Origin of the sequence: Salana multivorans (genome assembly GCF_003751805.1) — a bacterium.
GTDB lineage: Bacteria > Actinomycetota > Actinomycetes > Actinomycetales > Beutenbergiaceae > Salana > Salana multivorans.
In genome coordinates this window covers 1-21,286 of record NZ_RKHQ01000002.1, presented here as the reverse complement: position 1 = coordinate 21,286, position 21,286 = coordinate 1, and the positions used below count along the sequence as shown (strand labels likewise).

The window sequence follows — 21,286 nt, the reverse complement described above, 5'->3', positions numbered from 1 at the left end:
TCCGGCCGTGCGTGACCGCAGCGTTGATGCATCATCCCGCGCCGTCCCGCATCATGGATTTGCGTCTCAGCCTCCGAGACGGCAATATCAGAGCATGGACACAAGCGGCGTCGGCGTTCTGGACAAGGCAGCGATCGTTCTCGGAGCCCTCGAGTCAGGCCCCGCGACACTCGCCCAGCTCGTGGCCGCGACGCACCTCGCGCGTCCGACGGCCCACCGGCTGGCGGTCGCGCTCGAGCACCACCGGTTCGTCGCGCGCGACCTCCAGGGGCGCTTCGTGCTCGGCCCGCGGCTGGCCGAGCTGGCCTCCGCCGCCGGCGAGGACCGCCTGCTCGCGGCCGCCGGCCCCGTGCTCGCGGCGCTGCGCGACCACACCGCCGAGAGCGCCCAGCTCTTCCGCCGCCAGGGCGACCACCGCATCTGCGTCGCCGCGGCCGAGCGGCCCGTCGGCCTGCGCGACTCGATCCCGGTCGGCGCGCAGCTCTCGATGCAGGCCGGCTCCGCCGCGCAGATCCTCCTCGCGTGGGAGGAGCCGGACCGCCTCCACCGCGGCCTGCACGGCGCCGCGTTCACCGCGACCATCCTGTCCGGCGTGCGCCGGCGCGGCTGGGCGCAGTCCGTCGCCGAGCGCGAGCCGGGCGTCGCCTCGGTCTCGGCCCCCGTCCGCGGGCCGTCGGGACGCGTCGTCGCCGCCGTGTCCATCTCGGGCCCGATCGAGCGCATGACGCGCCAGCCCGGCCGGCTGCACGCCGCGGCGATCATGTCGGCGGCCAACCGGCTGACCGAGGTGCTGCGCCGCGCCGACCAGGGCTGATCGCGGACCGACCGCGCGAGGACCCGCCCCTCACGCGACCCTCCCGCGCGGCCACGCCGACGTCCCGGCGTGCCCGGGCCGGTTCGCGCGACGCGCGCCCTAGCGTTGGGCCGTGGCCACTCGTCGTCAGCTCGTCCACTCGCGTCGCCGGCGCCGGCGGGTCCGCGCGGCACCGAACGACCTGACGACCGCCCAGTGGGAGTACCTGCTGCGGACCTGGGGCGGCTGCGCCTACTGCGGCGCGACCGCGTCCGACCTCCAGAAGGACTGCGTCCAGCCGATCTCCCGGGGTGGGGCGTACACGCTCGACAACGTGGTGCCGGCCTGCCGGTCCTGCAACGCGAGCAAGTGCAACGCGGAGGTCACCGGCTGGCTGCGCCGCCGCCGCTACGACGAGCGCGCGTTCCTCGAGCGGTGGGTGGCGATCCGGCTGGAGCTGGACGAGCTCGGGATGGCCTCGCTCGTCGGCGAGCCGGCGGAGGTCCAGCCCGACCTCACGTGAGCGCGGGGCCGAGCAGCCCGAGCCCGAAGACGACTCGAGGCCTCCACTCGATGAGTGGAGGCCTCGATTGCGTGACCCCAGCGGGATTCGAACCCGCGTTACCGCCGTGAGAGGGCGGCGTACTAGGCCGCTATACGATGGGGCCGTCACGCTGGCCAGGACCGGTTCCGGTTCTGGCGCCTCGGAGACTGTACCGGATGCTCACCCGGAAGTGAAATCACGGTGTCGCCGTTGCGCTGGGGTACCAGGACTCGAACCTAGACTAACTGAACCAGAATCAGTCGTGCTGCCAATTACACCATACCCCAAGGGGGTATCCGGACCCGTTTCACGCCGCGTTCTGGTCGTCCCAGAAGTGGTGTGTCGTGGTCGTTCAACCGACGCACGACTCTACACGGCGAACGCCCGCTCACCAAACCCGCGCGACTGCGCCAGACTGGACCCGATGTCCCGCTCCCCGATCCACGGCTCCCCCCGCCCGCGCGCCGAGCGCCCGGCGGCTCCGCTCGACCATGCCGTGCACCCCGTGCCCGAGCCGGACCAGGTTCCGCGCGGCACCGTCGCCCCCCAGGCGATCCCGGCCACCGAGCGCGCCTTCTTCGTCGCCGAGTTCCGCGGGACGACCGTCGTCGTCTCGCTCCCGGTCGTCACGGACGACGGCATCGGCGCTCTCGTCCGCTCCATCGACAGCTTCGCCCCCGGCGACACCCGGTTCGTCGCCGTCGTGCCCGACCGCGGCGCCGCCGGTCGGATCGTCGACGCCGCGGCCGAGCTCGGCGCGAGCGTCGCCGTCCTGTCCTCCCCGGTCGTGTGGCACGACGCCGCGCTCGCCCGGCTGTGGATCACGACCGCCGACGAGCGCGTGGTCGTCGTCGTCGCCACCTCGCCCGACGCGGTGCCGGACACCGCGGGCTTCGTCGCCTCCCGGTTGCGCGCGACCAAGCTCGTGCTGACCGACGCCGGCGGCGGCTGGGGCGATCCGCCGCGCTCGTTCGTCGACCTCTCCCGGCACCAGAAGGAGCTGGGCCAGGCGCTCCGGGACCGCGGTGCGAGCAGCCTGCTCCCGGCGGCGCTGGCCGCGCTGCGCGGCGGGGCTGCGAGCGTCAACCTGTGCCGGCCCGAGGACGTCGAGGTCGAGCTGTTCACGTTCGACGGCGCCGGAACGGTGCTCACGCTCGGCCACTACATCGAGCTGACGACGCTGCGCGTCGACGACCTGCCGGCGCTCGAGCGGCTCGTCGCCCAGGGCGTCGCGGACGGCATCCTCAAGCCGCGCTCGCGCGAGGAGGTCGCGCGGATGGCGGTCGGGGGGCTCGGCGCGCGCGTCTCGCGGACGGGGCACCTCGCCGGCGTCGTCGGTCTGGAGACGGACGCCTACGGTCGCGACGGGCTCGGCGAGATCTCCGGTCTCATCACCGTGTCGGAGTTCTCCGGCGCCGGGTCCGGCGGGCTCCTCGTCGACGGTCTCGTCGCCCGCGCGAAGGCGGTCGGCCTGCGGGCCCTGTTCGCGGTCACGGTCTCGGACGACGCCGCGGCCTTCTTCGTCCGGCGCGGCTTCCACGAGGTGCCGCGCAGCGCCATCCCCGCCGCCAAGTGGACGGGGTACGACCCCGAGCGCCTCGCCAGGGCGCGCTGCTTCTGGCGGGACGTCTAGCCGGTCGACCCGCCCCGTCGTGACCCCCGCACGGGGGTCAGGAGGGCCCCGGGGCTCGTGGAGAAGGACCGCGTTCAACTACCTTCGGGGTTCCGCGCGGCGAGGGGCACGACGCGGGCGTCGACGGCGCCGCCCTCGCCCGGTCCTAAGGGGGAAGCGAAGCGCCATGTCCACACAGCACACCACGACCGGCGGGTCGGCGACACGGCCGGCAGCACGGCCGGGCAGACGGCTCGCCACGGCGCTGCTCACGCTCGCCGCGCTCGTCGTCCCGAGCGCGGCCGCCACGGCGGCGGAGCCGGGCGACACCGTCCACATCGGGAGCAAGCAGGGCTACGGCGGAACGGGCCTGTTCCCCATCTGGTACGAGACGCCCCCGACCGGCGACCCCGACGCGTGGGCCTACTGCGTCGAGCACGACGTGTCGGCCCGGACGAACGTCGAGGGGACGGTCGGCGGCCTCGACGACTTCCTCGGCGACAACCACCTGAGCGACCCGGCCGTCGCCGGCAAGGTGCTCTGGGTGCTCGCCCACAGCTACCCGGCACTCAGCCTCGCCGACTTCGGTGAGGCGTCCGGCGTACCGGACATCTCCCGGAACGACGCCATCGAGGCGACGCAGTACGCGATCTGGCGCTACACCGATCTCACGTGGGACGCCTCCTGGAGCTGGGAGTCCGAGGACTCCGAGACCGCCTACTGGTACCTCGTCGACGGCGCGAACGCGAGCAGCGGCACGACCCCGGAGGACCTCGCGGTCACGGCGTCGATCACGGCGCCGGCGACGCCGGGCACGGCCGGAACCCTCGTCGGCCCGTTCGTCGTGAGCACGAACCAGCCGACGGTGACGGCGTCGGTCGACCCGGCGACCGCGCTGGTCGACGCGTCCGGCACACCCGTCGACCCGGCCGCCGTCGTCGACGGGCAGGAGCTGTACCTGGACCTGCGCGGCTCGAGCGCCGCCGGGTCGGCGACCGTCACGGTGTCCGCCGTCGGGTCGAGCGCGACCGGCAGGGTCGTCTCGGTGCCGGCCGCGTCCGGCGGGACGCCGACCGCCGAGTCCCACGCGCAGTCGATCATCCTGGTCGTGCCGAGCACCGCGACGACGAGCGCCCGGGCGACGGCGCGCTGGTCGGCGGCCCCCGGTGCGCCGGTGCCGGCCATCGGCACGTCGCTGGTCGACGCCGCCGACGGCGACCGCGTCCTGCCCGCGAGCGGCGGGACGGTCGTGGACACGGTCAGCTACGAGAACCTCACGCCCGGCACCGAGTACACGCTCGTCGGCGAGCTCGTGCGCAGGTCCGACGGGACCCCGACCGGCATCACCGGCGCGGTCACGTTCACCCCGGGCGAGCCCTCGGGCTCCGTCGAGGTGACGTTCGTCGTCCCCGCCGGCCACGCCGGCGAGAGCCTCGTCGCCTTCGAGACGCTGCACGAGGGCGCCGACGGGGAGGGCCCCGTCGTCGCCGAGCACCGGGACATCGAGGACGCGGCCCAGACCGTGACGGTCGAGGAGGACGCAGCGACGCCCACTCCGAGCGACGAGCCGAGCGAGGAGCCCTCGCCGAGCGTCACGCCCAGCGACCGGCCGACACCCGGCGGCACGCCGAGCACCGCGCCCAGCACGCCCGCGTCGGGCACGCCCGGTCCGACGCCGACCGGTTCCCGCCTCCCGGACACCGGCGCCGAGTCGTCGGCGATCGTGGCCGGGCTCGCCGTCCTGGCCCTCGCGCTCGGCGGCGGCGCCGCCGTGGCCCGCCGGCGCCTCGCGCGCTGAGTCACGGTCGCGGGACGGTACGACGCGCGGAGGGCCCGCGGAGGGGTCGCACGACCTCTCCGCGGGCCTTCCGCGCTCAGCTTCCTGGGTCTCCCCCGGCATCGCCGGTCGGCGATCGCCGGCGGCGAGCCGTCGCTACGGGGTGACGAGCCCGCGCTCGACCGCCCGGACGAGCCGGCGCGGGACCATCACCGTCCGGCCGTCGGGCGTGCGCGCCGCGACGAGCTGGGCCGGCGGCTCCGCCTTCCACTGGGACCGACGCGCGCGCGTGTTGGCCCGGGACAGCTTCCGCTTCGGGACCGCCATCAGCCCTGCCTCCCCTTGAACCGCGGGTTCTGCTTGTTGATGACGTAGATCCGGCCCTTGCGGCGCACGACCTTCGAGCCGGGCTGCTTGGCGAGCGAGCGCAGCGACGCGCGCACCTTCATCGTCGTCCTCCTTCTCCGCGGCCGTAGCGGCGGTTGAACTTCTCGACGCGTCCTGCGGTGTCGAGGATCTTCTGCCTGCCCGTGTAGAACGGGTGGCTCGCCGAGGAGATCTGCACCTCGACGAGCGGGTAGGTCCGGCCGTCGCTCCACGTCACGGTCTCGGTCGCCGTCGCGACCAGCGTCGAGCGGGTGAGCAGCTCCCGGCCGGGCGTGCCCTCCGGGACCGAGACGTCCCGGAAGACCACGGGGCCGTACGGCGGGTGGATGTCGTTCCTCATGCTCGCCTACCAGCTCGACTTCGTGACGCCGGGCAGCTCGCCGTCCAGCGCCCGCTTGCGGAACTGGACGCGGGACAGCCCGAACCTGCGCAGGTGACCGCGCGGGCGACCGTCGACGACGTCGCGGTTGCGCACGCGCGTCGGGCTGGCGTCGCGCGGCAGGCGGTGCAGGGCGCGCATGGCGGCCTCCCGCTCCTCGATCGGGCGCGCCGGGTCGACCGACGCCCTCTTCAGTTCCAGGCGCACCTCGCGGTGGCGCGCCACGACGGCGCGCCGCTGCTCGTTGCGCGCGATCTTCGACTTCTTCGCCATCAGCGACTCTCCTTGAACTCGACGTGCCGGCGCACCACCGGGTCGTACTTGCGCAGGACCATCCGGTCGGGGTCGTTGCGCCGGTTCTTCCGGGTGACGTACGTGTAGCCCGTCCCCGCGGTGGAGACGAGCTTGATCTTGGGCCGGACCTCCTTGTAGGCGCGCGCCATCAGACCCTCCCCCCGCGGGCGATGATCCGCGCGACGGCGGCCTCGATCCCGATCCGGTCGATCGTGCGGATGCCGCGGACGGACAGGTGCAGCGTGACGGTGCGCCCGAGGGACGGGACGACGTAGCGCTTGCGCTGGATGTTGGGGTTCCAGCGCCGGGACGTCCGGCGATGGGAGTGGGAGACGCTCCTGCCGAAGGACGGCGCGGCGCCGGTGAGCTGACATGTTGCGACCATGGTCCCACTATAGAACTTGAGAATCATTATCAACAACTCCTACGATGTGACGATGGACTCCCCCACGCCCGTCGTCGTCCTCGCGAGCACCGACCCCACCGTGCGCGAGACCGCGATCGCCACCGCCCTCCTGGACCGACCCGACCTCGTCGTCGTCGTGCACGACCTCACCGGCGACCCGGGGCCAGGGCCGGAGACCGACCCCGCGGACTCCGCCGTCACTCTCACGCGACGGGTGCTCGACTGGGCCGGCGCGCGGGAGCAGACCGAGGTGGCGCTGGAGCACGCCTGCGCCGGCTGCGCGCTGCGCGAGGACGCCGTCCCCGCGATCGCGGCCCTGCTGGCCGACGGTGCGAGCGCCGTCCTGCTCGCGCTCCCGCTCGGGGCCGAGATCCTTCCCGCCACGCGTCAGCTCGCGCACGAGACGGAGCCCGGCAGCCGGCTGTTCGGCGCACGGCTCGCCCACACGGTCGCCGCGCTCGACCCCGGGACCATCCGCGCGGACCTCGTCGACGACGGCGACGTCGTCGCGCACCTCGTCACCGCCGACCTCGTGGTGCTCGCCGGTCACGACGACGCCGGGCGCGACCTCGTCGATGCGCTCCGCTCCCCCACGTCGGCGCTGGTCGCCGACTTGTGCGAGCCGTGGTTGGCGCTCGCGCTCGCCGGGGAGCACGACCTCGAGGACGCCGAGGAGCGCTGCGACCCGGTGACCAGCGGCCCCGGGCACGGCTTCCGCCACGTCGACGAGGCCGACGGCGTCCGGATCGCCGCGTCGGGGGTGTGGCAGGTCGAGCTGACGAGCGAGCGGCCGTTCCACCCCGAGCGCCTGCTCGCGCTCGCGGCGGACCTGGCCCCCGAGGCGACGACGAGCCGAGGCGTGTTCTGGCTGCCGAACCGCCCGGACACGGCCTGCGGCTGGGAGGCCACCGGCGGCGGCGTGCTCATCGGCGTCGCCGGCCCGTGGGAGGAGAGCGAGCCGCAGACGCGACTGGTCGTCGTCGGGCACGGCGACGCCGGCCTGGCACCCTGGCGGAGCATCCGCCGGGCGTTCCTGCGGGCGCTCGCCACGACGCGGGAGACGGCGGAGCCGGCGGCCTGGCTCGGCCGCCCGGATCCGCTCGCGCGGTTCCTCGGCGACCCGGCCGACCTCTACCGCACGTCGCCGCCGGCTGCGTAGCTCCGGGCAGCCGCCACCGCGCGGCTAGCGACCCAGGAGCCCGGGCAGCTCGCCGAGCGAGCCGATGACGGGGATGCCGAGCTCGCGGGCGACGCCGGGGTCCTCCAGGTGCACGCCCCCGCGGCGCGCGCCCGGACGGTCGAGCCACACGCCGTGCAGCCCGGCCTCGCGCGCGGCGATCGCGTCCGTGTCGAGCTCGTCGCCGACGTACACCGTCTCCTCCGGCTCGAGCCCGAGCAGCCGGACGCCCTCGCGGAACACCCGCGGGTCCGGCTTGCCGACCCCGAAGGTGGAGAGGCTGACGAGCAGCCGGACGCTGTCGCCGAAGCCGGTAGCGACCAGCTTGCGCTGCGACATCGGACCCTCGGCGTTGGTGAGCGCGCCGAGCGCGAGCCCCGCCCCCGTCAGCGACGCGACGGCGCCCGCCGCGTCGTCGAACGGACGCCAGGCCGCCTCGAACCCGTCCCAGAAGACGGCGTCCCAGGCCGGGAAGGTGTCGCGGTCCAGCCGGGCGACGCCGAGGTGCGCGTGCACCTCGTTGGCGCGGTGCAGCCGCTGCTCGTCCTTCGTCAGCTCCCCGCGCACGTACCGGCGGTAGTGCCCGTTCGGGTCCGCGCGCCACATGGCGGTCGCCTCCGCGAGCCGTTCGCCGGTGATGTCGGGGACGCGCTCGCGCAGGACCGCGGCGATGCCGGCCCCGAACGCCTCGCGGGTCACCACGAGCGTGTCGTCGATGTCGAGCAGGACGCCCCGGACGCCCGCGAGCCGCGCGGGGCTCACGACGCCGGCAGCGAGGCGCGCAGCGCAGCGAGCCGCGCCAGCGTCGAGGTCCGCCCGAGGATCTCCATCGACTCGAACAGCGGCGGCGAGACCCGGCGGCCGGAGACGGCGACGCGCAGCGGGCCGAAGGCCAGGCGCGGCTTGATCCCGATCCCGTCGACGATCGCACCGCGCAGGGCCTCCTCGATCGCGGCCGTCGCGAACTCCTCCTCCGCCAGCGCGTCGAGCGCGCCGACGGCCGCGTCGAGCACGTCGGCCGCGCCCTCCTTGAGCGAGGCCGCTGCGTCCTCCTCGACGACGAGGTCCGCGTCCGGCGTGAACAGGAAGCCGAGCATCCCCGGCGCCTCGCCGAGCAGCGTCATGCGCTCCTGGACGAGCGGCGCCGCGGCGTCGAGGATCGCGCGCTCGCGGTCGGTGAGGCCCCCGTAGGTGTCGGCGGACAGGTACCCGCGCAGGTACGGGACGAGGCGCGCGGTGAAGTCCGCGACATCGAGCATCCGCAGGTGCTGCGCGTTGATCGCCTCGGCCTTCGCGAGGTCGAACTGCGCCGGGTTGGGGTTCACGTCGCGGATGTCGAAGGCCTCGACCAGCTCGCGCATGGTGAAGACGTCGCGGTCCGGGCCGATGGCCCAGCCGAGCAGCGCGAGGTAGTTCAGGAGCCCCTCCGGGACGAACCCGCGCTCGCGGTGGTGGAACAGGTCGGACTCGGGGTCGCGCTTGGAGAGCTTCTTGTTGCCCTCGCCCCGCACGAGCGGCATGTGTGCGAACTCCGGCGTCTGCTTCGCGATGCCCAGCTCGACGAGCGCCCGGTAGAGCGCGAGCTGGCGCGGCGTCGAGGAGAGCAGGTCCTCCCCGCGCAGCACCTGGGTGACACCCATGAGCGCGTCGTCGACCGGGTTGACGAGCGTGTAGAGCGGCTTGCCGTCGGCGCGGACGACGACGTAGTCCGGCACCGAGCCCGCCTTGAACGTCACCTCGCCGCGGATGAGGTCGTGGAAGGTGAGGTCGTCGTCGGGCATCCGCAGGCGCCAGACCGGCCGGCGGCCCTCGGCCTCGAGGGCCGCGACCCGCTCGGGGGCGAGGTCGCGCTCGGCGTTGTCGTAGCCCATCTGCGGCGGGCGGCCAGCCGCGACGTTGCGTGCCTCGATCTCCTCGGGCGTCGAGAACGACGGGTAGAGGTAGCCGCCGGCCTTGAGCCGCTCGATGACGTCGGCGTAGATGTCGGCGCGCTGGCTCTGCCGGTAGGGGCCGTTCGGCCCGCCGACGTCGATGCCCTCGTCCCAGTCGATCCCGAGCCAGCGCAGCGACTCGACGATCGCGGCGTAGGACTCCTCCGAGTCGCGGGCCGCGTCGGTGTCCTCGATCCGGAACACGAACGTGCCGCCCGTGTGCCGCGCCTGCGCCCAGTTGAACAGCGCCGTGCGGATCATCCCGACGTGCGGGATGCCGGTCGGCGACGGGCAGAAGCGCACGGTCGGGGCCGGTCCGACGGAAGGGGCGGCGGCGGTCGGAGCGGTCTCAGCTGGCGTCTCGGTCACGATCAGCCAGCCTAGCCGCGGGCGCCGTCCCCGCGTCCCTCGTCCCCCAGGCGCAGGAGCGCATCGGCGGCCGCGCCGGACCAGCGCGGGGTGAGCCCCGGCCTCGGCTCAGCGGCGCAGGACCGGGTTGCCCAGGCGCCCGATGCCCTCGATCTCGACCTCGACGCGCTGGCCGGCGTCGATCCGTCCGACCCCGGCCGGCGTGCCGGTGAGGATCACGTCGCCGGGCAGGAGCGTGAAGATCGACGACACGTACGCGATCAGCTCGGAGACGCCGACCAGCATCTGGGCGGTGCTGCCGTCCTGGCGCAGCTCGCCGTCGACCCAGGTCCGGATCCGCAGGTCGCCGGGGTCGACGTCGGTGGCGATGACCGGACCGAGCGGGCAGGAGGAGTCGAACCCCTTCTTCAGCGCCCACGGCCCGGTCGCGCCCTGGTCGCGGGCCGTCACGTCGTTCGCGACCGTGTACCCGAGCACGACGTCGAGCGCCCGAGCGACCGGCACGTCCTTGCACAGCCGCGAGACGACGACGGCGAGCTCCCCCTCGAAGTGCACGTCGTCGGAGTAGGAGGGCAGGACGATCGGGTCGTCCGGGCCGATGACGGAGGTGTTCGGCTTGAGGAAGACGAGCGGCCGCTCGGGCACCTCGTTGCCCAGCTCGGCCGCGTGCTCGGCGTAGTTGCGCCCGACGCCGACGACCTTCGAGCGCGGGATCACCGGGGCGAGGAGCCGGACGCCATCGGCGGGCAGGACCTGACCGGTCGGCTCGACGCCCCCGTACAGCGGGTCGCCCGCGAGCATGGCGAACTGCCACTGCTCCGGGTCGTTGCCCTCACCCTGGACGACGGCGTAGCGGGGGTCGTCGCCGACGGCGACACGAGCGATGCGCATGCGACCAGCCTACGGACCCGAGCCGGGGCAAGGCGCCGGCCGGCGCCGGGCGCGAGCCGCGCTACTTGCGGGCGCGGACCTCGGTGTGCGGCACGAGGAACAGCGCGCTGTCCTGCTCGCCCCACTCGCGCCACACCTCGGCCAGCTCCTCCAGCTCCTCGCGGGTCGCGTACCCGAGCGCGAGCGCCCGCTCGGCCACCCCGGAGCCGCGGATCCGCTCGGCCCACGTCCCCGCCCACCAGGCGCGCGACTCCGGGTCGGCGAAGCACCAGGTGGAGGCGCTGACGTCCACGTCGTCGACGTCGAAGCCGGCGGCGAGGACCCACGCGAGCAGGCGGCGTCCGGCGTCGGGCTGACCGCCGGAGGCGCGGGCGACCCGCGCGTACAGGTCACGCCACTCCTCGAGGCCGGCGAGCTCCGGGAACCAGGTCATCGCGCCGTAGTCGGCGTCGCGCACGGCGAGGACGCCGCCGGGCCGCAGGACGCGGGTCATCTCGCGCAGCGCCCCGACCGGGTCCTGCAGGTGCTGGAGCACCTGGTGCGCGTGGACGATGTCGAAGCTCCCGGTCGCGAACGGGAGGTCCATGACGTCGGCCGGCTCGAACAGCACGTTGTCGACGCCGCTGACCGCCGCGAGCTCCGACGCCTTCATCAGCACCTCGTAGGAGGTGTCGATCCCGACGGCGCGCCCGCCCGGGTTCACCCGGCGCGCGAAGTCGATCGTGATGGTGCCCGGCCCGCAGCCGACGTCGAGCACGTCGAGGCCCGGGGCGAGGTCGTCGACGAGGTACGCGGCCGAGTTCTCGACCGTGCGCCACGCGTGCGACCGCAGGACGGCGTCGCTGTGACCGTGGGTGTATCGCGTCGTCGTCATCGTGACCTCCTTCTGCCCTGGCGACCTCGTCGTCGCACCCCCAACCTACCCCTCGGACGCCGTGCGGCCCCGTCCATCGTCCCGTCGCCTACCCTCGTGTCCGTGACGACACCTCCCCCGCCGCCGCCAGCCGCAGGTCCCGTGTTCCCCGCGGGCACCCCCGTCGCGCCGGTCGCGGCTGGCCGGCCGGGTCAGCTCGTCCCGCCCCCGCCGGGCCCCGTCACGCCGGGGCCGGCGATCCCGGCCGCCGGTGTCGCCCCGACGCCCGTGCCCGCCCCGGCGCGCGGCGCAGCTCCCGCGGCGGCGAAGGTCCGGATCAGCGGCGTCGACGTGGCGCGCGCGGTCGCCATCATCGGCATGCTCGTCGCGCACCTCGGCACGGGTCACCACGCGTCCGGCGGCGGCTGGGGCGAGCAGTGGATGTGGATCTTCGACGGCCGCTCCTCCGCGCTGTTCGCGACGCTCGCGGGTGTCTCCATCGCGCTCATGTCGCGTCGCGCCCGCGGCCTCGGCCCCGTGCCCCCGCTCGCCCCCGGCCCCCTGCCGCCGCAGCGCGTCGCCTGGCGCAGCGTCCGGGTCAAGATCGCCGTGCGCGCCGCGATCCTGCTGCCCATCGGCATCGCGCTGCAGGCGCTCGGCACGCCGGTCGTCATCATCCTGCCGACCTACGCCGTCCTGTTCTTCATGGCGCTGCCGGTGCTGCGACTCTCCACACGCTGGCTGGTCGCGATCATCGCCGCCGCCGTGACGATCGGCCCGCTCGTCGTCCTCGGACTCCGCGAGGCGACCACCGGTACCGTCCAGCCGTCGCTGGTGCAGTTCGGCTTCGGCATCGGCGAGCTCGTCTGGGGCTACTACCCCGCGCTCGTCTGGATCGGCTACCTCCTGGCCGGCCTCGTCATGGGGCGCGGCAACCTCGCGTCGCCGCGCTACGCCGCGACGCTGCTCGGGCTCGGCACCGCGCTGGCCGCGGTCGGGTACGGCCTCGGCGTCCTCCTCCAGGGCGTCTGGGCGAACTCCGCGTACGCGCCGGACTACCTGTTCTGGCCCGACGTCCTCGTCTCGACCGAGCCGCACGCCGGCTCCACGTTCGAGGTCGTCGGGAACCTCGGCGTCGCGGTCGCCGTCACCGGTCTGTGCCTCCTGCTCACCACGCCCCGCATCGGCGCGACGCTCCTGTGGCCGCTGGCGACGGCCGGCGCGATGTCACTCACGATCTACGCCGGCCAGATCGTCGTCATCGCGATCCTCGGCCCGATGGCGGTGTTCTACCCCGAGAGCAACGTGCCGCTCCTCGCGCTCGCGCTGGGGTCGATCGTCTTCGCCTGCGTGTGGCGCCCGCTGCTCGGCCAGGGGCCGCTCGAACGCCTCCTCAAGCTGGCGTCGGACGCGGCCGCGCGACGGACCGAGCTGCGCGCCCAGCTCCCCCCGCCGCCCGGCTGGGTCCGGTGAGCCCGACCCTGACGCTGCTGCCCCGCGGCGCCTGGACGGCCCGGGCCGAGGCGCACGCCCGCCGGGCCGACGCACTCACGGCCGGGCACCGCGAGCGCCGCGCCGCCGGCTCCTCGCACGCCGTCGAGGACTTCCTCTACACGTACTACCCGCTGCGGCCCGCGGTCCTGCGGCGCTGGTCCCCCGGGGCCGGCGTCGCGCTCGCCGACGCCGCGGGCTCACCGGTCGCGTCGGCCCGCTGGTTCACGACGGAGGGCGACGCGGTGCGCCTCGACGGCCGGGCCTACCTGGCGGACCGGGGAGGCGCGGTGCGCCACCACGCGACGCTGCTGGCGGCCGTCGCCGACCGGCCGCCGGTCTTCTCGTGCTTCGGGCTGCACGAGTGGGCGATTGTCTACCGCGAGCCGGCCGGCGCGCACCGGCACGCGCTCCCCCTGCGGCTCGGCGAGGCAGGGACCGACGCCGTCGTCGAGCGGCACCAGATCACGTGCTCGCACTACGACGCGTTCCGGTTCTTCACGCCCGAGGCGACGGGCCGCAACGAGCTGCGGCCCACGCGCGAGCTCCAGGTCGAGCTGGACCAGCCCGGCTGCCTCCACGTCGGGATGGACCTGGTCATCCGCCTAGGATGCACCTGGCACGCCGAAGGGCCCCAGCCTAGGGTGTGATCCTTGAGCTGGGGCCCTTCGATGTTCAGGCTTGCAGGTACTTCGTGGCGTCCGTGTGGGAGATGACCTTGAGCGTGGGCTGGAACCCGATCGCGGAGTCGGCCACCCACTTGTAGCTGCCGTCCTTGTTGACGCTGTCGGTCTCGCGCCACCAGGCGCACATGGCGACCGGCCCCCTGCGGGCCGAGACGCCAAGCGTGTGGCACTCGGGCTCCAGAACGTTGCGGAGCCCGAGTCCGCCGAGTCGAGGACCAACCGAGTCCAGCACCCTGACGGCCCAGCCGTTCGCCGTCGCCTTCTTGATGAACAGCTTTGGCGAGGCGGGGAGCGAGGGCCAGGCATCCTCCGGCACGAACTCGCTCCGCAGCGGCGGCGGCGGGGGAAGAGGGGCGTCGAGCTCGCGCTCTAGCGCCTGCATCACCCTGTGGTTCCGCCCCGCTTCGTAGAACTGGTCCCACAGCTTCCGCTGGTACTCAGTCGCCATCGAGATCACCGAACGGCACCAACTCCACCCCGTGGGCGGACCGCTCGTGGTTCTTCGCGAGATGCTCCCGAAGATCGCTCTGCGCGCCGTGGCCCGTCCGCCAGTATCCGGGACCGACCCAGCGACAGTCGTCGCAGTACGCGCGGTACCGCCGCCAGCGCGGGGCGACGCTCACCATGAGCAGTCGAGCGCGACGCCGTCCTCACCGCGGGTGAGCGTTGCGCAGAGCATCCGACCACCGTCCGGCAGGTCGACGGTGAACACGTTCACCGTTCCCGCTCGTGTCTGGGTGGAGCTCTCAGCCTCGACCCCGCACGCCGAGAGGCCGAGCGCGAGGCCGGCCGCGACGGCAACCGCTGCGATCCGACGCTTCACGGCGCGACCTGGACGAACGGAGTCGAGCCCTCCGGCACCACGAACACCGTGCCCGACCCGTACGCTTCGATCTCGCGAAGTCGGAGCAGCTCGGGGGTGAGCGACTCGGTCAGAACGCGGTTGGCCTCGGCCTGCGCCTCGGCCTCGACCACCTGAGCCTGGGCGGACACCTCGGTCGCGCGGAGGTTGGCCTCAGCCTCGGCCTCCTTCTGCTGGGCGACCTCGACGCTCTTGATCGACGCCTCGACGTCGTCGGAGAAGGTGATGTTCTGGAGGTTCACCAGGGAGACGGTCACGCCGTACTGCGACAGCCGGCTGTTGAGCCGCTCCAGCATGGTGTCCTGGGCCTCGCCGCGCTTCTCGCCCCGGAACTGGACCGGCGAGTACGCGGAGGGGACGTCGCGCACGACGGCGAGGATGGTCGGCTCGATGACCTGCTTCGTGAAGCGCTCCTGCGAGCGGTAGGACTCGTAGAGCTCCTCGACGTGGTCCCCGTCGAGCGAATAGACGGCGGAGAAGTCGAAGTTGCTCTGGGCGCCGCCAGAGACGCTGGCGGTGACCTGCTGGCCCGAGACCTGCCCACCCGTGTAGGACGGCGCACCCTTGTCGTCGCCGGCGTAGGTCACGGACTGGGAGAACAGATCCCACTCGCTGCGGGTCTGCCAGGGCGCCTTGGTTGCGAAGCCGGGCTCGCTGTTCTGGCCGGCGACGGTCCCACCAGCGTTCACGAGGACCGACGCCTGACCAACCGACTGCGAGTAGATGGTGCTGAACCCGACGAACAGGAGCGATCCCACGAGCGCGACAGCGGCGGCAATGCCGGCCGCCCGCTTCGTCGGGAAGTCGTAGTTGTTCCCCCTGGGCTTGACGATGAAGAACACGGCCGTCGCGATGAGCGCGATGACGGCAAGGATGATGGCAACGATGAACACTGTTGCTCCTCTCAGTAGGTGGTCTTGTTGATCGGCGTGCCGTAGACGGCATCGCTGGTGATGGCTTCGAGGCCGGTCGGCCCCGCCGGGTGTGCTGTCGGGCTGGAGGCGCGACTCCGGCGCCCCGTGGTGGAGGCGAGTGCGAGGCCGCACACCACTCCGGCGAGGAAGGTCGCGAGCAGGAGCAGAACGATCACGGGGCGCCCGCCGCCGCGACGACCTCGCCGGGGGCCCAGTCGACGATGTGCTCGTCGGCGGCGTCCTGCCACCCCTGGTCGGGGTTGAACAGCAGCCACGGCCGTTCGTCGGCGCCGAAGAGCCGACGAACGCCGAATGCGTAGACGCGCTCGAAGGGGTCCGATGACCAGCCCCGCGGGATCGAGACCCGGACGTTGACGATGGTCGCGCCGATGGTGGACGGGAGCTCCTGCTCGGGCTTGGGCCGGTCCAGGAGCGTGATCGTCTGGGCCATCCCTGAAACTCGGTCCACGAAGGCGAGGATGTACCCGTTCGACTGGGCGTAGCCGGCGAGCGAGACCTCGGTGACCAACCCCTGGCGCGTGTCGCTCATGCCGTCGTCCCGCACCAGCTCCACGCGGATCGTGTCGCCGACCTGGATCTCGCCGAACGAGATGACGCGCGGGAGGCGCTTGAGGTACTCCGACTCCAGGGTCACCGACTCCGGGACGATCGCAGTCACGGGCGCTCCATCGACCTTGACGCCGAGGTCACCATCGCCGTAGACCCACCGCACGGTTCCAGCGGTCCCGAGCTCCCACTCGTTGGGGTCGACAGCGACCACCCCGGCGCCCCCCAGGCGGTAGTGGTGCGCGCCGGTTCGGACCACGCGGTCCCCGACCTTGAACTTGCTCTCACTCACTCGTAACCCCTCTCCTCGATGTCCTTCTTCGTGCATTCGAGCGCAGCCACGTAGCTCCCTGCGGGCTGCCCGCAGGTGCAGCAGATGCGCCGCGAGACCTCGCACTTCGTGCACGCCCCGCCGATACCCCCGAGCCCCGTGAGCACCGTCTCCCCCTGGCCGTCCTTGGCCGTGGCGGGGATCATCGGGTAGGCGGTGCACCCCTCGCCCCCGTCGCAGTGCGGGCACCAGCGGACATCCGCCTTCGCGCCCCACTCGGTCCCACAGCGGCACCATCGCTCGATGGTCGCCTCGCGCTGACTCGTGGTCGCCATCAGAAGTCGCCGTCCTGAACCTGGAGGCACTTGATGCCCATGTCACGCCAGAGGCGAACCACCTGATTCCGGTCGTCGAGCGCGAAGATGACGTCGTAACGACCGCGCACGTGCTCGTTGAACAGGTCGTACTTCACCTCGAAGTCGGGACGACGGTCGCCGGTCTTGCGCATGAGCGGACCCACCACGCCCTCCGTCTCGCGCGAGTCCCAGCCGGCGTCGGCGAGCCACGAGTTGGTCACGGCAGCGCAGGAGTCCTCGCGACCGCTCAGGAAGATGACGGAGACCTCGTCGAGCCACATCTTCTCGATCAGCATGTCGACCACCGGATCGACGGTGTCCTCATGGACGCGATCAAGGTCGTAGGGCCCTCGCCCGTTCATGTGGGCCAGGGTGCCGTCGATGTCGACGATGATCGCGAGCGGCAAGCCGGCTCCGTCCTCGCGCGTGTAGGGCATCGGGTCGCTCGCCCTCTTGCGCTCGCTCGGCTTCACCTCGGGCCACGGCATCGGGTAGCGCTGGGCGAAGCTGTTGATGACTCCCCCAGGAACCGCCGCCTCGCCATGCAGAGCTCGGGCGACGTTTCGCTCGTGACACTCCCCGACGGGCGTCTCGACGTTCACGACGCGCCAGGAGGCTCCCCCGGAGATGGCGAGGTCGACCCACTCACGGGCCGTCCGGAGGCGGAGGTTGGTGTCGTCGACGGCGACGCTCTTGCCGCCCGCGAGAAGAGCCTTCACCGCGGCGCGATGCGCCTTGGTGATCGCGCCCTCCTGCGAGGACGAGAGGCCTGAACGCCGGTCATAGAAGGCGTCGCGAAGATCATCTCGCGACAGGCGCGCACGACCCTCCGGGTCCTCGGCGACCCACTCGGTCGCCCATGTCGTCTTGCCGCTGCCGGGGTAGCCCCGCAAGATCACGAGCTCCTGACCGGTCACGCCGCACACTCCGTTCGCCCGGTCGGCTTGGGACCCTTGGGGCGAACCGCCTTCCAGGCCATGTCGTAGAAGTCCCGCCCGTCCTCGATCGCGAAGATGTAGGGCGCGTAGGCGCTGCGGTTCGCCAGTCGGGCGAACTCCTTCCGCCACGTACGGCGCTCGGTGTAGTGCTTGCTGGGCGCCGCGAGCGCGGCGGAGGCGTGCGCCTGTCGCGCCCCCTGAACGAGCAGCCCGTGGTCTGCGAGGAGCGGCCTCGCGATCCTCCAGGCCCAGTCGCGGAACTCCTCGGGCATCTCCCGCTCCAGCCGCCAGTAGGTGCCGGTGCGCAGCGCCTCCCACACGGTGGTCTCGTTGAGGCCGGTGACGATGCGGTGCAGGCGCACGTAGTCGTCCTGCTTGATCTTCACCATCGTCCCGTCGGCGAGGTGGACCACGACCCCCTCCTTGCCCTCTCGCGGGGGCAGCGCAAGCACCTCAGCGAGGGAGCCCTCGGCCACTCGCGAGGCGGCGGGCATCCCGTACTTGGACCACCAGGCAGACGGGGTGGAATGCCCCGTCGCGTGGTTAACCATCCCGATCTGGACCAGGTCGTCCATATCGCCGTAGTCGACGACGATCCGGTTCGAGGGTAGATGATCTCCACGAGATCCGTCCACCCGGCCTGGGTGTCGACCTTGGAGTACCGCTCGCGCAGGACGGTCGTCGCGTGGACCGCCTGGTCGCTGGTGAACGACCCCCTCGTCGCGACGGCGGGGCGTCCGTCCGGCGCGGGGTAGATGACCCGAGAGAGCCGTCGAGCTTGTCGTAGGCGACGGCCCACTGGCTGAGGTTGAGGCTCCCGTCCGGGTGCTCGCCATAGTTGAAGAACTTGGCGAACGGACGAGCGACGATGTCGGCGTCGCCGCTGCCGTCGAGCCGCACGATCAGACCGCGACAGAGGCGCGTCGCGTCCGTCCAGTGCCGGTCATACTGCGCCGCCGGGGTGTAGTTGTAGATGACGAGCGACTGGTCGTCGGGGTGGTGGCGCGAGGTGATGTAGCCGGCGTCGACATCGGCCGCCAGCAGGGTCGGGTCGAGGATCTCGCTGAGCTTCACAGTGTGCTCCCTTCGTTGTGGTCGGTGATGTCGACGCCAAGGGCGTCGGAGACGGCGTCGAGGAACGCCTGTCGGTCGAGGAAGGTGGTCATCTGGCGGTCTGCCGGGTACCCGCGCCAGGTGGTGAGGACAACGCAGCCATCGCGCCCGACGCTCACCGCGCAGTTGGTCGAGTGCCGCCCCTCTACGACGGCACCATCGTCAGGCACGTTCAACCCCACGTTACACCATTGCATCAGGCAACACTCTCCTCGGCGATCTTGCGCAACTCCTGCCAGAGCACTGCGGCGGCGTCGTGCTCCTGTCGCGACTGCGAGGTCAGGTGGTAGCCATCGCAGTCGCGACAGTGGTAGTACCGCGTCTCGGTCCGCTGCCACTTCTCGCGCTTCGCCTGGGCGCGGCCCAGGGCCTTCCGGGCGTCGCGGTCCGAGAAGAAGCTGCGCTTGCCGGTCGTTCGGCAGATGCGATGAGCGACGACACAGTGCTTGGTCACGACCCCTGCCCCTTTCGCTCGGTCATGGCATGACCCCCGGGTGGATGAGCTGGACGAGGTACGGCTCGGGATCGTGTCGGGCTCGCTCAGCTCCGGCCAGACGGACGCGAGGACGATCATCGCCCGCACGTCGATGCACGCAAGCGGGCGGGCATAGTCTGCGGTCGCCAGGTCGATGAGAACCGCGACGCCTCCCCGGCGGCACGGCAGATCCGGTCGCCGGTCACGTACTTCTCGTCGAGGTTGTAGGACACCTCCGCGTAGCCGGCCCCATCAGCGACCACCCCCGAGGCTCTCGGCGAGGCGCTCAAGGCGCGCTAGTCTCGCCACGCGCTCGTCCCACCGAGCCTGCCGCGCAGCCGCCTCCGCTTCCAGGGCATGGCGATCCTTAAGGATGCTCTCCATCGCCTCGATGACATCGTCCATCGACGGATCTCGCCATGGTCCCCGAAGACGCGACGCCGACCAACGGCCCTTCCCCGTCCGACTCCCGGAGCAACAGAAGCTGCAACCCCAGGAGCGGCCCTCCGCGAGAGGGCGAACCGCGATAGACGGACGACACCTCCGCAACGTCCGCAGCCCATCGGTAGCCCGAGGGGGGCAGCGGGGCGTCGGCCGCCGAAGCCGGCCGATCCTCAGTGCACGCGACTTCGGCCTCCAGGCGCGCGGGGGCGCTCGGCACGTGCGATCGGCGGGGGCCTCGGGGCGACCCGCTAGGCCGGTCCACCATCCCGAGATGTCGTCCGCGGTGGGCAGCTTCATGCGGTCACCCCCGCGAGGTCGGCCCGCATGTCCTCGTAGTCGCGCTCCATCTCGACGATCGAGTCGAGGTGGCGATGCAGGTCGATGACCTCCATGTCGTTCTCGATCTCCGTGAGGGCGATGCCGTCGAGCGCCCGCTCCGAGGGGTGGGGATCGTTGCCGACCCTCGGCCGACGAGTCGGTACACGGAGCCACCATGTCGAGGAGTCGGTCCATCTCGTCGGGAAGCGGACGTCCGGATGACGAAGCGGTCCTCGCCCATCTCGACCGCGCCGGCGATCCGAGACTCCAGGCGTCGACCCAGATGTCCTGGCCGAGAACCATGCGGCCGGCCTCGGTGCCGAGGCGCTGCCAACAGGCCGCGGACCTCCAGTAGAAGGGCTGCCCTTGATGCCCTCCCAGCCCCCCGCCTCCCTCAACGCCTTCGCTGAGGCGCTGGTAGCCGCCCTGGGTTCGCGCCGCCGGGATGATCGGGTCGAGCCCTCCGAGGATGTCGCGCAGGGGTCGCGAAGCACATGATGCGAACCCGTGGCCGCAGCGAGTATTCGCCGCGCTGTCTTGCCCGAGCGCTTCGCCCCAGCCAGTCCGATGATGATGGTCACTTCTCTCTCCATTCTCTCGCCTGCCGTGTCAACACACTACACGACACTTATCCTATTGCTCTCGCATGTGCGAGCAGAGTGGGTTACGACTAGGCGCGGGCCAGTCCGGATGACCCCGTGAGTGGCGACCAGAAGCATCAACCAGCCCGGACCAGCTCGCGCGAAGGTCGGCCGTCGCGCGAGCGACCTCCGGATTGCCCGGGTGATGACCGCCACCAGGACGATCGCACCCACTCCCGCAACCACACCCCACACCCATCCGAGACTGCGTCGACGCGACGGTCGCGAAACGCCTCCGCCGGGTAGCGCGCCGGGGCGCCCACGCGTGAGGTTGGGGTTTGTGCTGAGCTGCATGGGCGGACGGCGCGACGCTGCGCGGGTACTGGCTCATGGCCCGACCGTAGCGCGTCGTCGCCATCATCGCGGCCCTCGTCATGACGCGTCCCCCTCCAGCGCGCGGAGCGTCGGCACGGCCACAATCTGCCGCACCCCGAGCAGACCAGCGAGCCGTCCGCCAGGCGTCGCACCGTGCTCCGCTCGGCACCCGGTCGAGGCGGCACGAGCCCGTCCGCGTCCGTCCACCTCGCGCCGCAGCACGTTCCGCTCCTGACGCAGGAGCCGAGCAATACCGAGGCGTGCTCGCGCTCAGCCTTGGCGTGTGCAGGTCGCGCCGCAGGATTTCGTTCTCGTCGTAGATCTTCGCGATATCCACGTTCGCGAGGGTCACAGACGCGCACGGTCCGTCATCCTGGTGCGTACTCTCGGCCGCCAACTGCCACTCGGCCTCCGTTGCACGGAACTCGGCGTGGTCCAGCCTGCCGGTCAGCTTCTCGATGTGATCCAGGAGCGCGAGCATG

Annotated in this window: 29 protein-coding genes and 2 tRNA genes; 9 read left to right on the top strand and 22 right to left on the bottom strand. The window is 72.3% G+C overall.

Annotated elements, in window-relative coordinates; all coding sequences use genetic code 11:
- The first annotated feature begins 94 nt into the window (after positions 1–94).
- Together EDD28_RS12330 and EDD28_RS12325 are read left to right on the top strand one after the other, a co-directional pair.
- A complete protein-coding gene (locus EDD28_RS12330) occupies positions 95–814 on the top strand; it encodes an IclR family transcriptional regulator (protein ID WP_123740107.1) in 720 nt (239 codons plus the stop codon).
- 112 nt (positions 815–926) lie between these two features.
- Entirely contained in the window at positions 927–1,316 is a 390-nt protein-coding gene (locus EDD28_RS12325) for an HNH endonuclease (protein WP_123740106.1), read from the top strand.
- A 72-nt stretch (positions 1,317–1,388) separates the two neighbouring features.
- Here EDD28_RS12325 and EDD28_RS12320 read toward each other — a convergent pair.
- A tRNA-Glu gene (locus EDD28_RS12320) sits at positions 1,389–1,461 on the bottom strand.
- Positions 1,462–1,552: 91 nt separating this feature from the next.
- Positions 1,553–1,624, bottom strand: a tRNA-Gln gene (locus tag EDD28_RS12315).
- A gap of 137 nt (positions 1,625–1,761) precedes the next feature.
- On the opposite strand from EDD28_RS12315, the gene EDD28_RS12310 reads away from it, so the two are divergent.
- Together EDD28_RS12310 and EDD28_RS12305 are read left to right on the top strand one after the other, a co-directional pair.
- Positions 1,762–2,970, top strand: coding sequence for a GNAT family N-acetyltransferase (locus EDD28_RS12310; RefSeq protein ID WP_123740105.1), 1,209 nt, complete (start codon positions 1,762–1,764; stop codon positions 2,968–2,970).
- A gap of 166 nt (positions 2,971–3,136) precedes the next feature.
- Positions 3,137–4,747: a VaFE repeat-containing surface-anchored protein gene (locus EDD28_RS12305; protein ID WP_123740104.1), complete on the top strand. Its 1,611-nt coding sequence runs from the start codon at positions 3,137–3,139 to the stop codon at positions 4,745–4,747.
- A gap of 135 nt (positions 4,748–4,882) precedes the next feature.
- Here the strand turns inward: EDD28_RS12305 and rpmF are convergent, their stop codons facing one another.
- The 6 genes from rpmF to rpmB are packed head-to-tail and all read right to left on the bottom strand — an operon-like array spanning position 4,883 to position 6,171.
- Complete coding sequence (gene rpmF, locus EDD28_RS12300; RefSeq protein ID WP_123740103.1) at positions 4,883–5,053, bottom strand: 50S ribosomal protein L32; 171 nt, start codon at positions 5,051–5,053, stop codon at positions 4,883–4,885.
- Complete coding sequence (ykgO, locus tag EDD28_RS12295) at positions 5,053–5,175, bottom strand: type B 50S ribosomal protein L36 (protein WP_123740102.1); 123 nt, start codon at positions 5,173–5,175, stop codon at positions 5,053–5,055. Before ykgO ends, rpmF begins: the two co-directional genes overlap by 1 nt.
- The gene (locus tag EDD28_RS12290; protein WP_123740101.1) at positions 5,172–5,453 is read right to left on the bottom strand and encodes a type B 50S ribosomal protein L31; all 282 of its coding nucleotides are present in this window, start codon (positions 5,451–5,453) and stop codon (positions 5,172–5,174) included. Before EDD28_RS12290 ends, ykgO begins: the two co-directional genes overlap by 4 nt.
- Positions 5,454–5,459: 6 nt before the next feature.
- Positions 5,460–5,765, bottom strand: coding sequence for a 30S ribosomal protein S14 (rpsN, locus tag EDD28_RS12285; protein WP_123740100.1), 306 nt, complete (start codon positions 5,763–5,765; stop codon positions 5,460–5,462).
- Complete coding sequence (rpmG, locus tag EDD28_RS12280) at positions 5,765–5,935, bottom strand: 50S ribosomal protein L33 (protein ID WP_123740099.1); 171 nt, start codon at positions 5,933–5,935, stop codon at positions 5,765–5,767. Before rpmG ends, rpsN begins: the two co-directional genes overlap by 1 nt.
- Entirely contained in the window at positions 5,935–6,171 is a 237-nt protein-coding gene (rpmB, locus tag EDD28_RS12275; RefSeq protein ID WP_123740098.1) for a 50S ribosomal protein L28, read from the bottom strand. Before rpmB ends, rpmG begins: the two co-directional genes overlap by 1 nt.
- A 52-nt stretch (positions 6,172–6,223) precedes the next feature.
- Here rpmB and EDD28_RS12270 point away from each other — a divergent pair, with 52 nt between their 5' ends.
- On the top strand, positions 6,224–7,351 hold the full coding sequence (locus tag EDD28_RS12270; protein WP_123740097.1) for a GTP-binding protein: 1,128 nt from the start codon (positions 6,224–6,226) through the stop codon (positions 7,349–7,351).
- A gap of 24 nt (positions 7,352–7,375) precedes the next feature.
- Here the strand turns inward: EDD28_RS12270 and EDD28_RS12265 are convergent, their stop codons facing one another.
- The 4 genes from EDD28_RS12265 to EDD28_RS12250 form a co-directional block, all read right to left on the bottom strand.
- Positions 7,376–8,131 carry an HAD family hydrolase gene (locus EDD28_RS12265; protein WP_123740096.1) on the bottom strand — a complete coding sequence of 252 codons (756 nt, stop codon included), beginning with the start codon at positions 8,129–8,131 and terminating at the stop codon, positions 7,376–7,378.
- Entirely contained in the window at positions 8,128–9,561 is a 1,434-nt protein-coding gene (gltX, locus tag EDD28_RS12260) for a glutamate--tRNA ligase (RefSeq protein WP_123740883.1), read from the bottom strand. The genes EDD28_RS12265 and gltX overlap by 4 nt, the downstream gene beginning before the upstream one ends.
- 216 nt (positions 9,562–9,777) lie before the next feature.
- Positions 9,778–10,560, bottom strand: coding sequence for a fumarylacetoacetate hydrolase family protein (locus tag EDD28_RS12255; protein WP_123740095.1), 783 nt, complete (start codon positions 10,558–10,560; stop codon positions 9,778–9,780).
- A 61-nt stretch (positions 10,561–10,621) separates the two neighbouring features.
- Positions 10,622–11,434: a methyltransferase domain-containing protein gene (locus tag EDD28_RS12250; RefSeq protein WP_123740094.1), complete on the bottom strand. Its 813-nt coding sequence runs from the start codon at positions 11,432–11,434 to the stop codon at positions 10,622–10,624.
- Positions 11,435–11,536: 102 nt separating this feature from the next.
- Between EDD28_RS12250 and EDD28_RS12245 the strand changes: the two genes are divergently transcribed.
- Both EDD28_RS12245 and EDD28_RS12240 read left to right on the top strand, forming a co-directional pair.
- Positions 11,537–12,886 (top strand): heparan-alpha-glucosaminide N-acetyltransferase domain-containing protein, encoded by a 1,350-nt coding sequence (locus EDD28_RS12245; RefSeq protein ID WP_148059617.1) that lies wholly within the window; start codon positions 11,537–11,539, stop codon positions 12,884–12,886.
- Positions 12,883–13,554: a 3-methyladenine DNA glycosylase gene (locus tag EDD28_RS12240; protein ID WP_123740092.1), complete on the top strand. Its 672-nt coding sequence runs from the start codon at positions 12,883–12,885 to the stop codon at positions 13,552–13,554. The genes EDD28_RS12245 and EDD28_RS12240 overlap by 4 nt, the downstream gene beginning before the upstream one ends.
- A gap of 25 nt (positions 13,555–13,579) precedes the next feature.
- Here EDD28_RS12240 and EDD28_RS12235 read toward each other — a convergent pair whose 3' ends face one another.
- The 8 genes from EDD28_RS12235 to EDD28_RS17455 all read right to left on the bottom strand — a co-directional run bounded on the left by EDD28_RS12235 (position 13,580) and on the right by EDD28_RS17455 (position 18,073).
- A complete protein-coding gene (locus tag EDD28_RS12235) occupies positions 13,580–14,038 on the bottom strand; it encodes a hypothetical protein (RefSeq protein ID WP_123737790.1) in 459 nt (152 codons plus the stop codon).
- Positions 14,039–14,209: 171 nt separating this feature from the next.
- Positions 14,210–14,413, bottom strand: coding sequence for a hypothetical protein (locus tag EDD28_RS12225; protein WP_123737792.1), 204 nt, complete (start codon positions 14,411–14,413; stop codon positions 14,210–14,212).
- Entirely contained in the window at positions 14,410–15,345 is a 936-nt protein-coding gene (locus EDD28_RS12220) for an SPFH domain-containing protein (protein WP_170169296.1), read from the bottom strand. Before EDD28_RS12220 ends, EDD28_RS12225 begins: the two co-directional genes overlap by 4 nt.
- An 11-nt stretch (positions 15,346–15,356) precedes the next feature.
- Positions 15,357–15,542, bottom strand: coding sequence for a hypothetical protein (locus EDD28_RS17460; protein ID WP_170169297.1), 186 nt, complete (start codon positions 15,540–15,542; stop codon positions 15,357–15,359).
- Positions 15,539–16,225, bottom strand: a complete 687-nt coding sequence (locus EDD28_RS12215; protein WP_123737794.1) for a hypothetical protein — start codon at positions 16,223–16,225, stop codon at positions 15,539–15,541. Before EDD28_RS12215 ends, EDD28_RS17460 begins: the two co-directional genes overlap by 4 nt.
- Positions 16,222–16,539, bottom strand: coding sequence for a hypothetical protein (locus EDD28_RS12210; protein ID WP_123737795.1), 318 nt, complete (start codon positions 16,537–16,539; stop codon positions 16,222–16,224). The genes EDD28_RS12215 and EDD28_RS12210 overlap by 4 nt, the downstream gene beginning before the upstream one ends.
- Entirely contained in the window at positions 16,539–17,477 is a 939-nt protein-coding gene (locus tag EDD28_RS12205) for a phosphatase domain-containing protein (protein WP_170169298.1), read from the bottom strand. Before EDD28_RS12205 ends, EDD28_RS12210 begins: the two co-directional genes overlap by 1 nt.
- Complete coding sequence (locus EDD28_RS17455; protein ID WP_170169484.1) at positions 17,474–18,073, bottom strand: hypothetical protein; 600 nt, start codon at positions 18,071–18,073, stop codon at positions 17,474–17,476. Before EDD28_RS17455 ends, EDD28_RS12205 begins: the two co-directional genes overlap by 4 nt.
- 36 nt (positions 18,074–18,109) lie before the next feature.
- Here EDD28_RS17455 and EDD28_RS17450 point away from each other — a divergent pair, with 36 nt between their 5' ends.
- Positions 18,110–18,253 carry a hypothetical protein gene (locus tag EDD28_RS17450; protein ID WP_170169483.1) on the top strand — a complete coding sequence of 48 codons (144 nt, stop codon included), beginning with the start codon at positions 18,110–18,112 and terminating at the stop codon, positions 18,251–18,253.
- A 315-nt stretch (positions 18,254–18,568) separates the two neighbouring features.
- Here the strand turns inward: EDD28_RS17450 and EDD28_RS17730 are convergent, their stop codons facing one another.
- Entirely contained in the window at positions 18,569–18,781 is a 213-nt protein-coding gene (locus EDD28_RS17730; protein ID WP_211339072.1) for a hypothetical protein, read from the bottom strand.
- Positions 18,782–18,807: 26 nt separating this feature from the next.
- Positions 18,808–19,065, bottom strand: a complete 258-nt coding sequence (locus EDD28_RS12195) for a hypothetical protein (RefSeq protein WP_211339073.1) — start codon at positions 19,063–19,065, stop codon at positions 18,808–18,810.
- A 2,022-nt stretch (positions 19,066–21,087) separates the two neighbouring features.
- On the opposite strand from EDD28_RS12195, the gene EDD28_RS17725 reads away from it, so the two are divergent.
- A partial coding sequence (locus tag EDD28_RS17725) for a hypothetical protein (RefSeq protein ID WP_211339224.1) occupies positions 21,088–21,286 on the top strand: 199 nt, incomplete at its 3' end.

Coding starts and splice junctions, on each gene's coding strand:
- ykgO (WP_123740102.1), bottom strand. CDS start 5,175: ATGAAGGTGCGCGCGTCGCTGCGCTCGCTCGCCAAGCAGCCCGGCTCG.
- EDD28_RS12310 (WP_123740105.1), top strand. CDS start 1,762: ATGTCCCGCTCCCCGATCCACGGCTCCCCCCGCCCGCGCGCCGAGCGC.
- EDD28_RS12330 (WP_123740107.1), top strand. CDS start 95: ATGGACACAAGCGGCGTCGGCGTTCTGGACAAGGCAGCGATCGTTCTC.
- EDD28_RS12250 (WP_123740094.1), bottom strand. CDS start 11,434: ATGACGACGACGCGATACACCCACGGTCACAGCGACGCCGTCCTGCGG.
- rpmB (WP_123740098.1), bottom strand. CDS start 6,171: ATGGTCGCAACATGTCAGCTCACCGGCGCCGCGCCGTCCTTCGGCAGG.
- gltX (WP_123740883.1), bottom strand. CDS start 9,561: ATGATCCGCACGGCGCTGTTCAACTGGGCGCAGGCGCGGCACACGGGC.
- EDD28_RS12305 (WP_123740104.1), top strand. CDS start 3,137: ATGTCCACACAGCACACCACGACCGGCGGGTCGGCGACACGGCCGGCA.
- rpmF (WP_123740103.1), bottom strand. CDS start 5,053: ATGGCGGTCCCGAAGCGGAAGCTGTCCCGGGCCAACACGCGCGCGCGT.
- EDD28_RS12210 (WP_123737795.1), bottom strand. CDS start 16,539: ATGGCGACCACGAGTCAGCGCGAGGCGACCATCGAGCGATGGTGCCGC.
- EDD28_RS17450 (WP_170169483.1), top strand. CDS start 18,110: ATGATCTCCACGAGATCCGTCCACCCGGCCTGGGTGTCGACCTTGGAG.
- rpmG (WP_123740099.1), bottom strand. CDS start 5,935: ATGGCGCGCGCCTACAAGGAGGTCCGGCCCAAGATCAAGCTCGTCTCC.
- EDD28_RS12255 (WP_123740095.1), bottom strand. CDS start 10,560: ATGCGCATCGCTCGTGTCGCCGTCGGCGACGACCCCCGCTACGCCGTC.
- EDD28_RS12235 (WP_123737790.1), bottom strand. CDS start 14,038: ATGGCGACTGAGTACCAGCGGAAGCTGTGGGACCAGTTCTACGAAGCG.
- EDD28_RS17455 (WP_170169484.1), bottom strand. CDS start 18,073: ATGGACGACCTGGTCCAGATCGGGATGGTTAACCACGCGACGGGGCAT.
- rpsN (WP_123740100.1), bottom strand. CDS start 5,765: ATGGCGAAGAAGTCGAAGATCGCGCGCAACGAGCAGCGGCGCGCCGTC.
- EDD28_RS12270 (WP_123740097.1), top strand. CDS start 6,224: ATGGACTCCCCCACGCCCGTCGTCGTCCTCGCGAGCACCGACCCCACC.
- EDD28_RS12290 (WP_123740101.1), bottom strand. CDS start 5,453: ATGAGGAACGACATCCACCCGCCGTACGGCCCCGTGGTCTTCCGGGAC.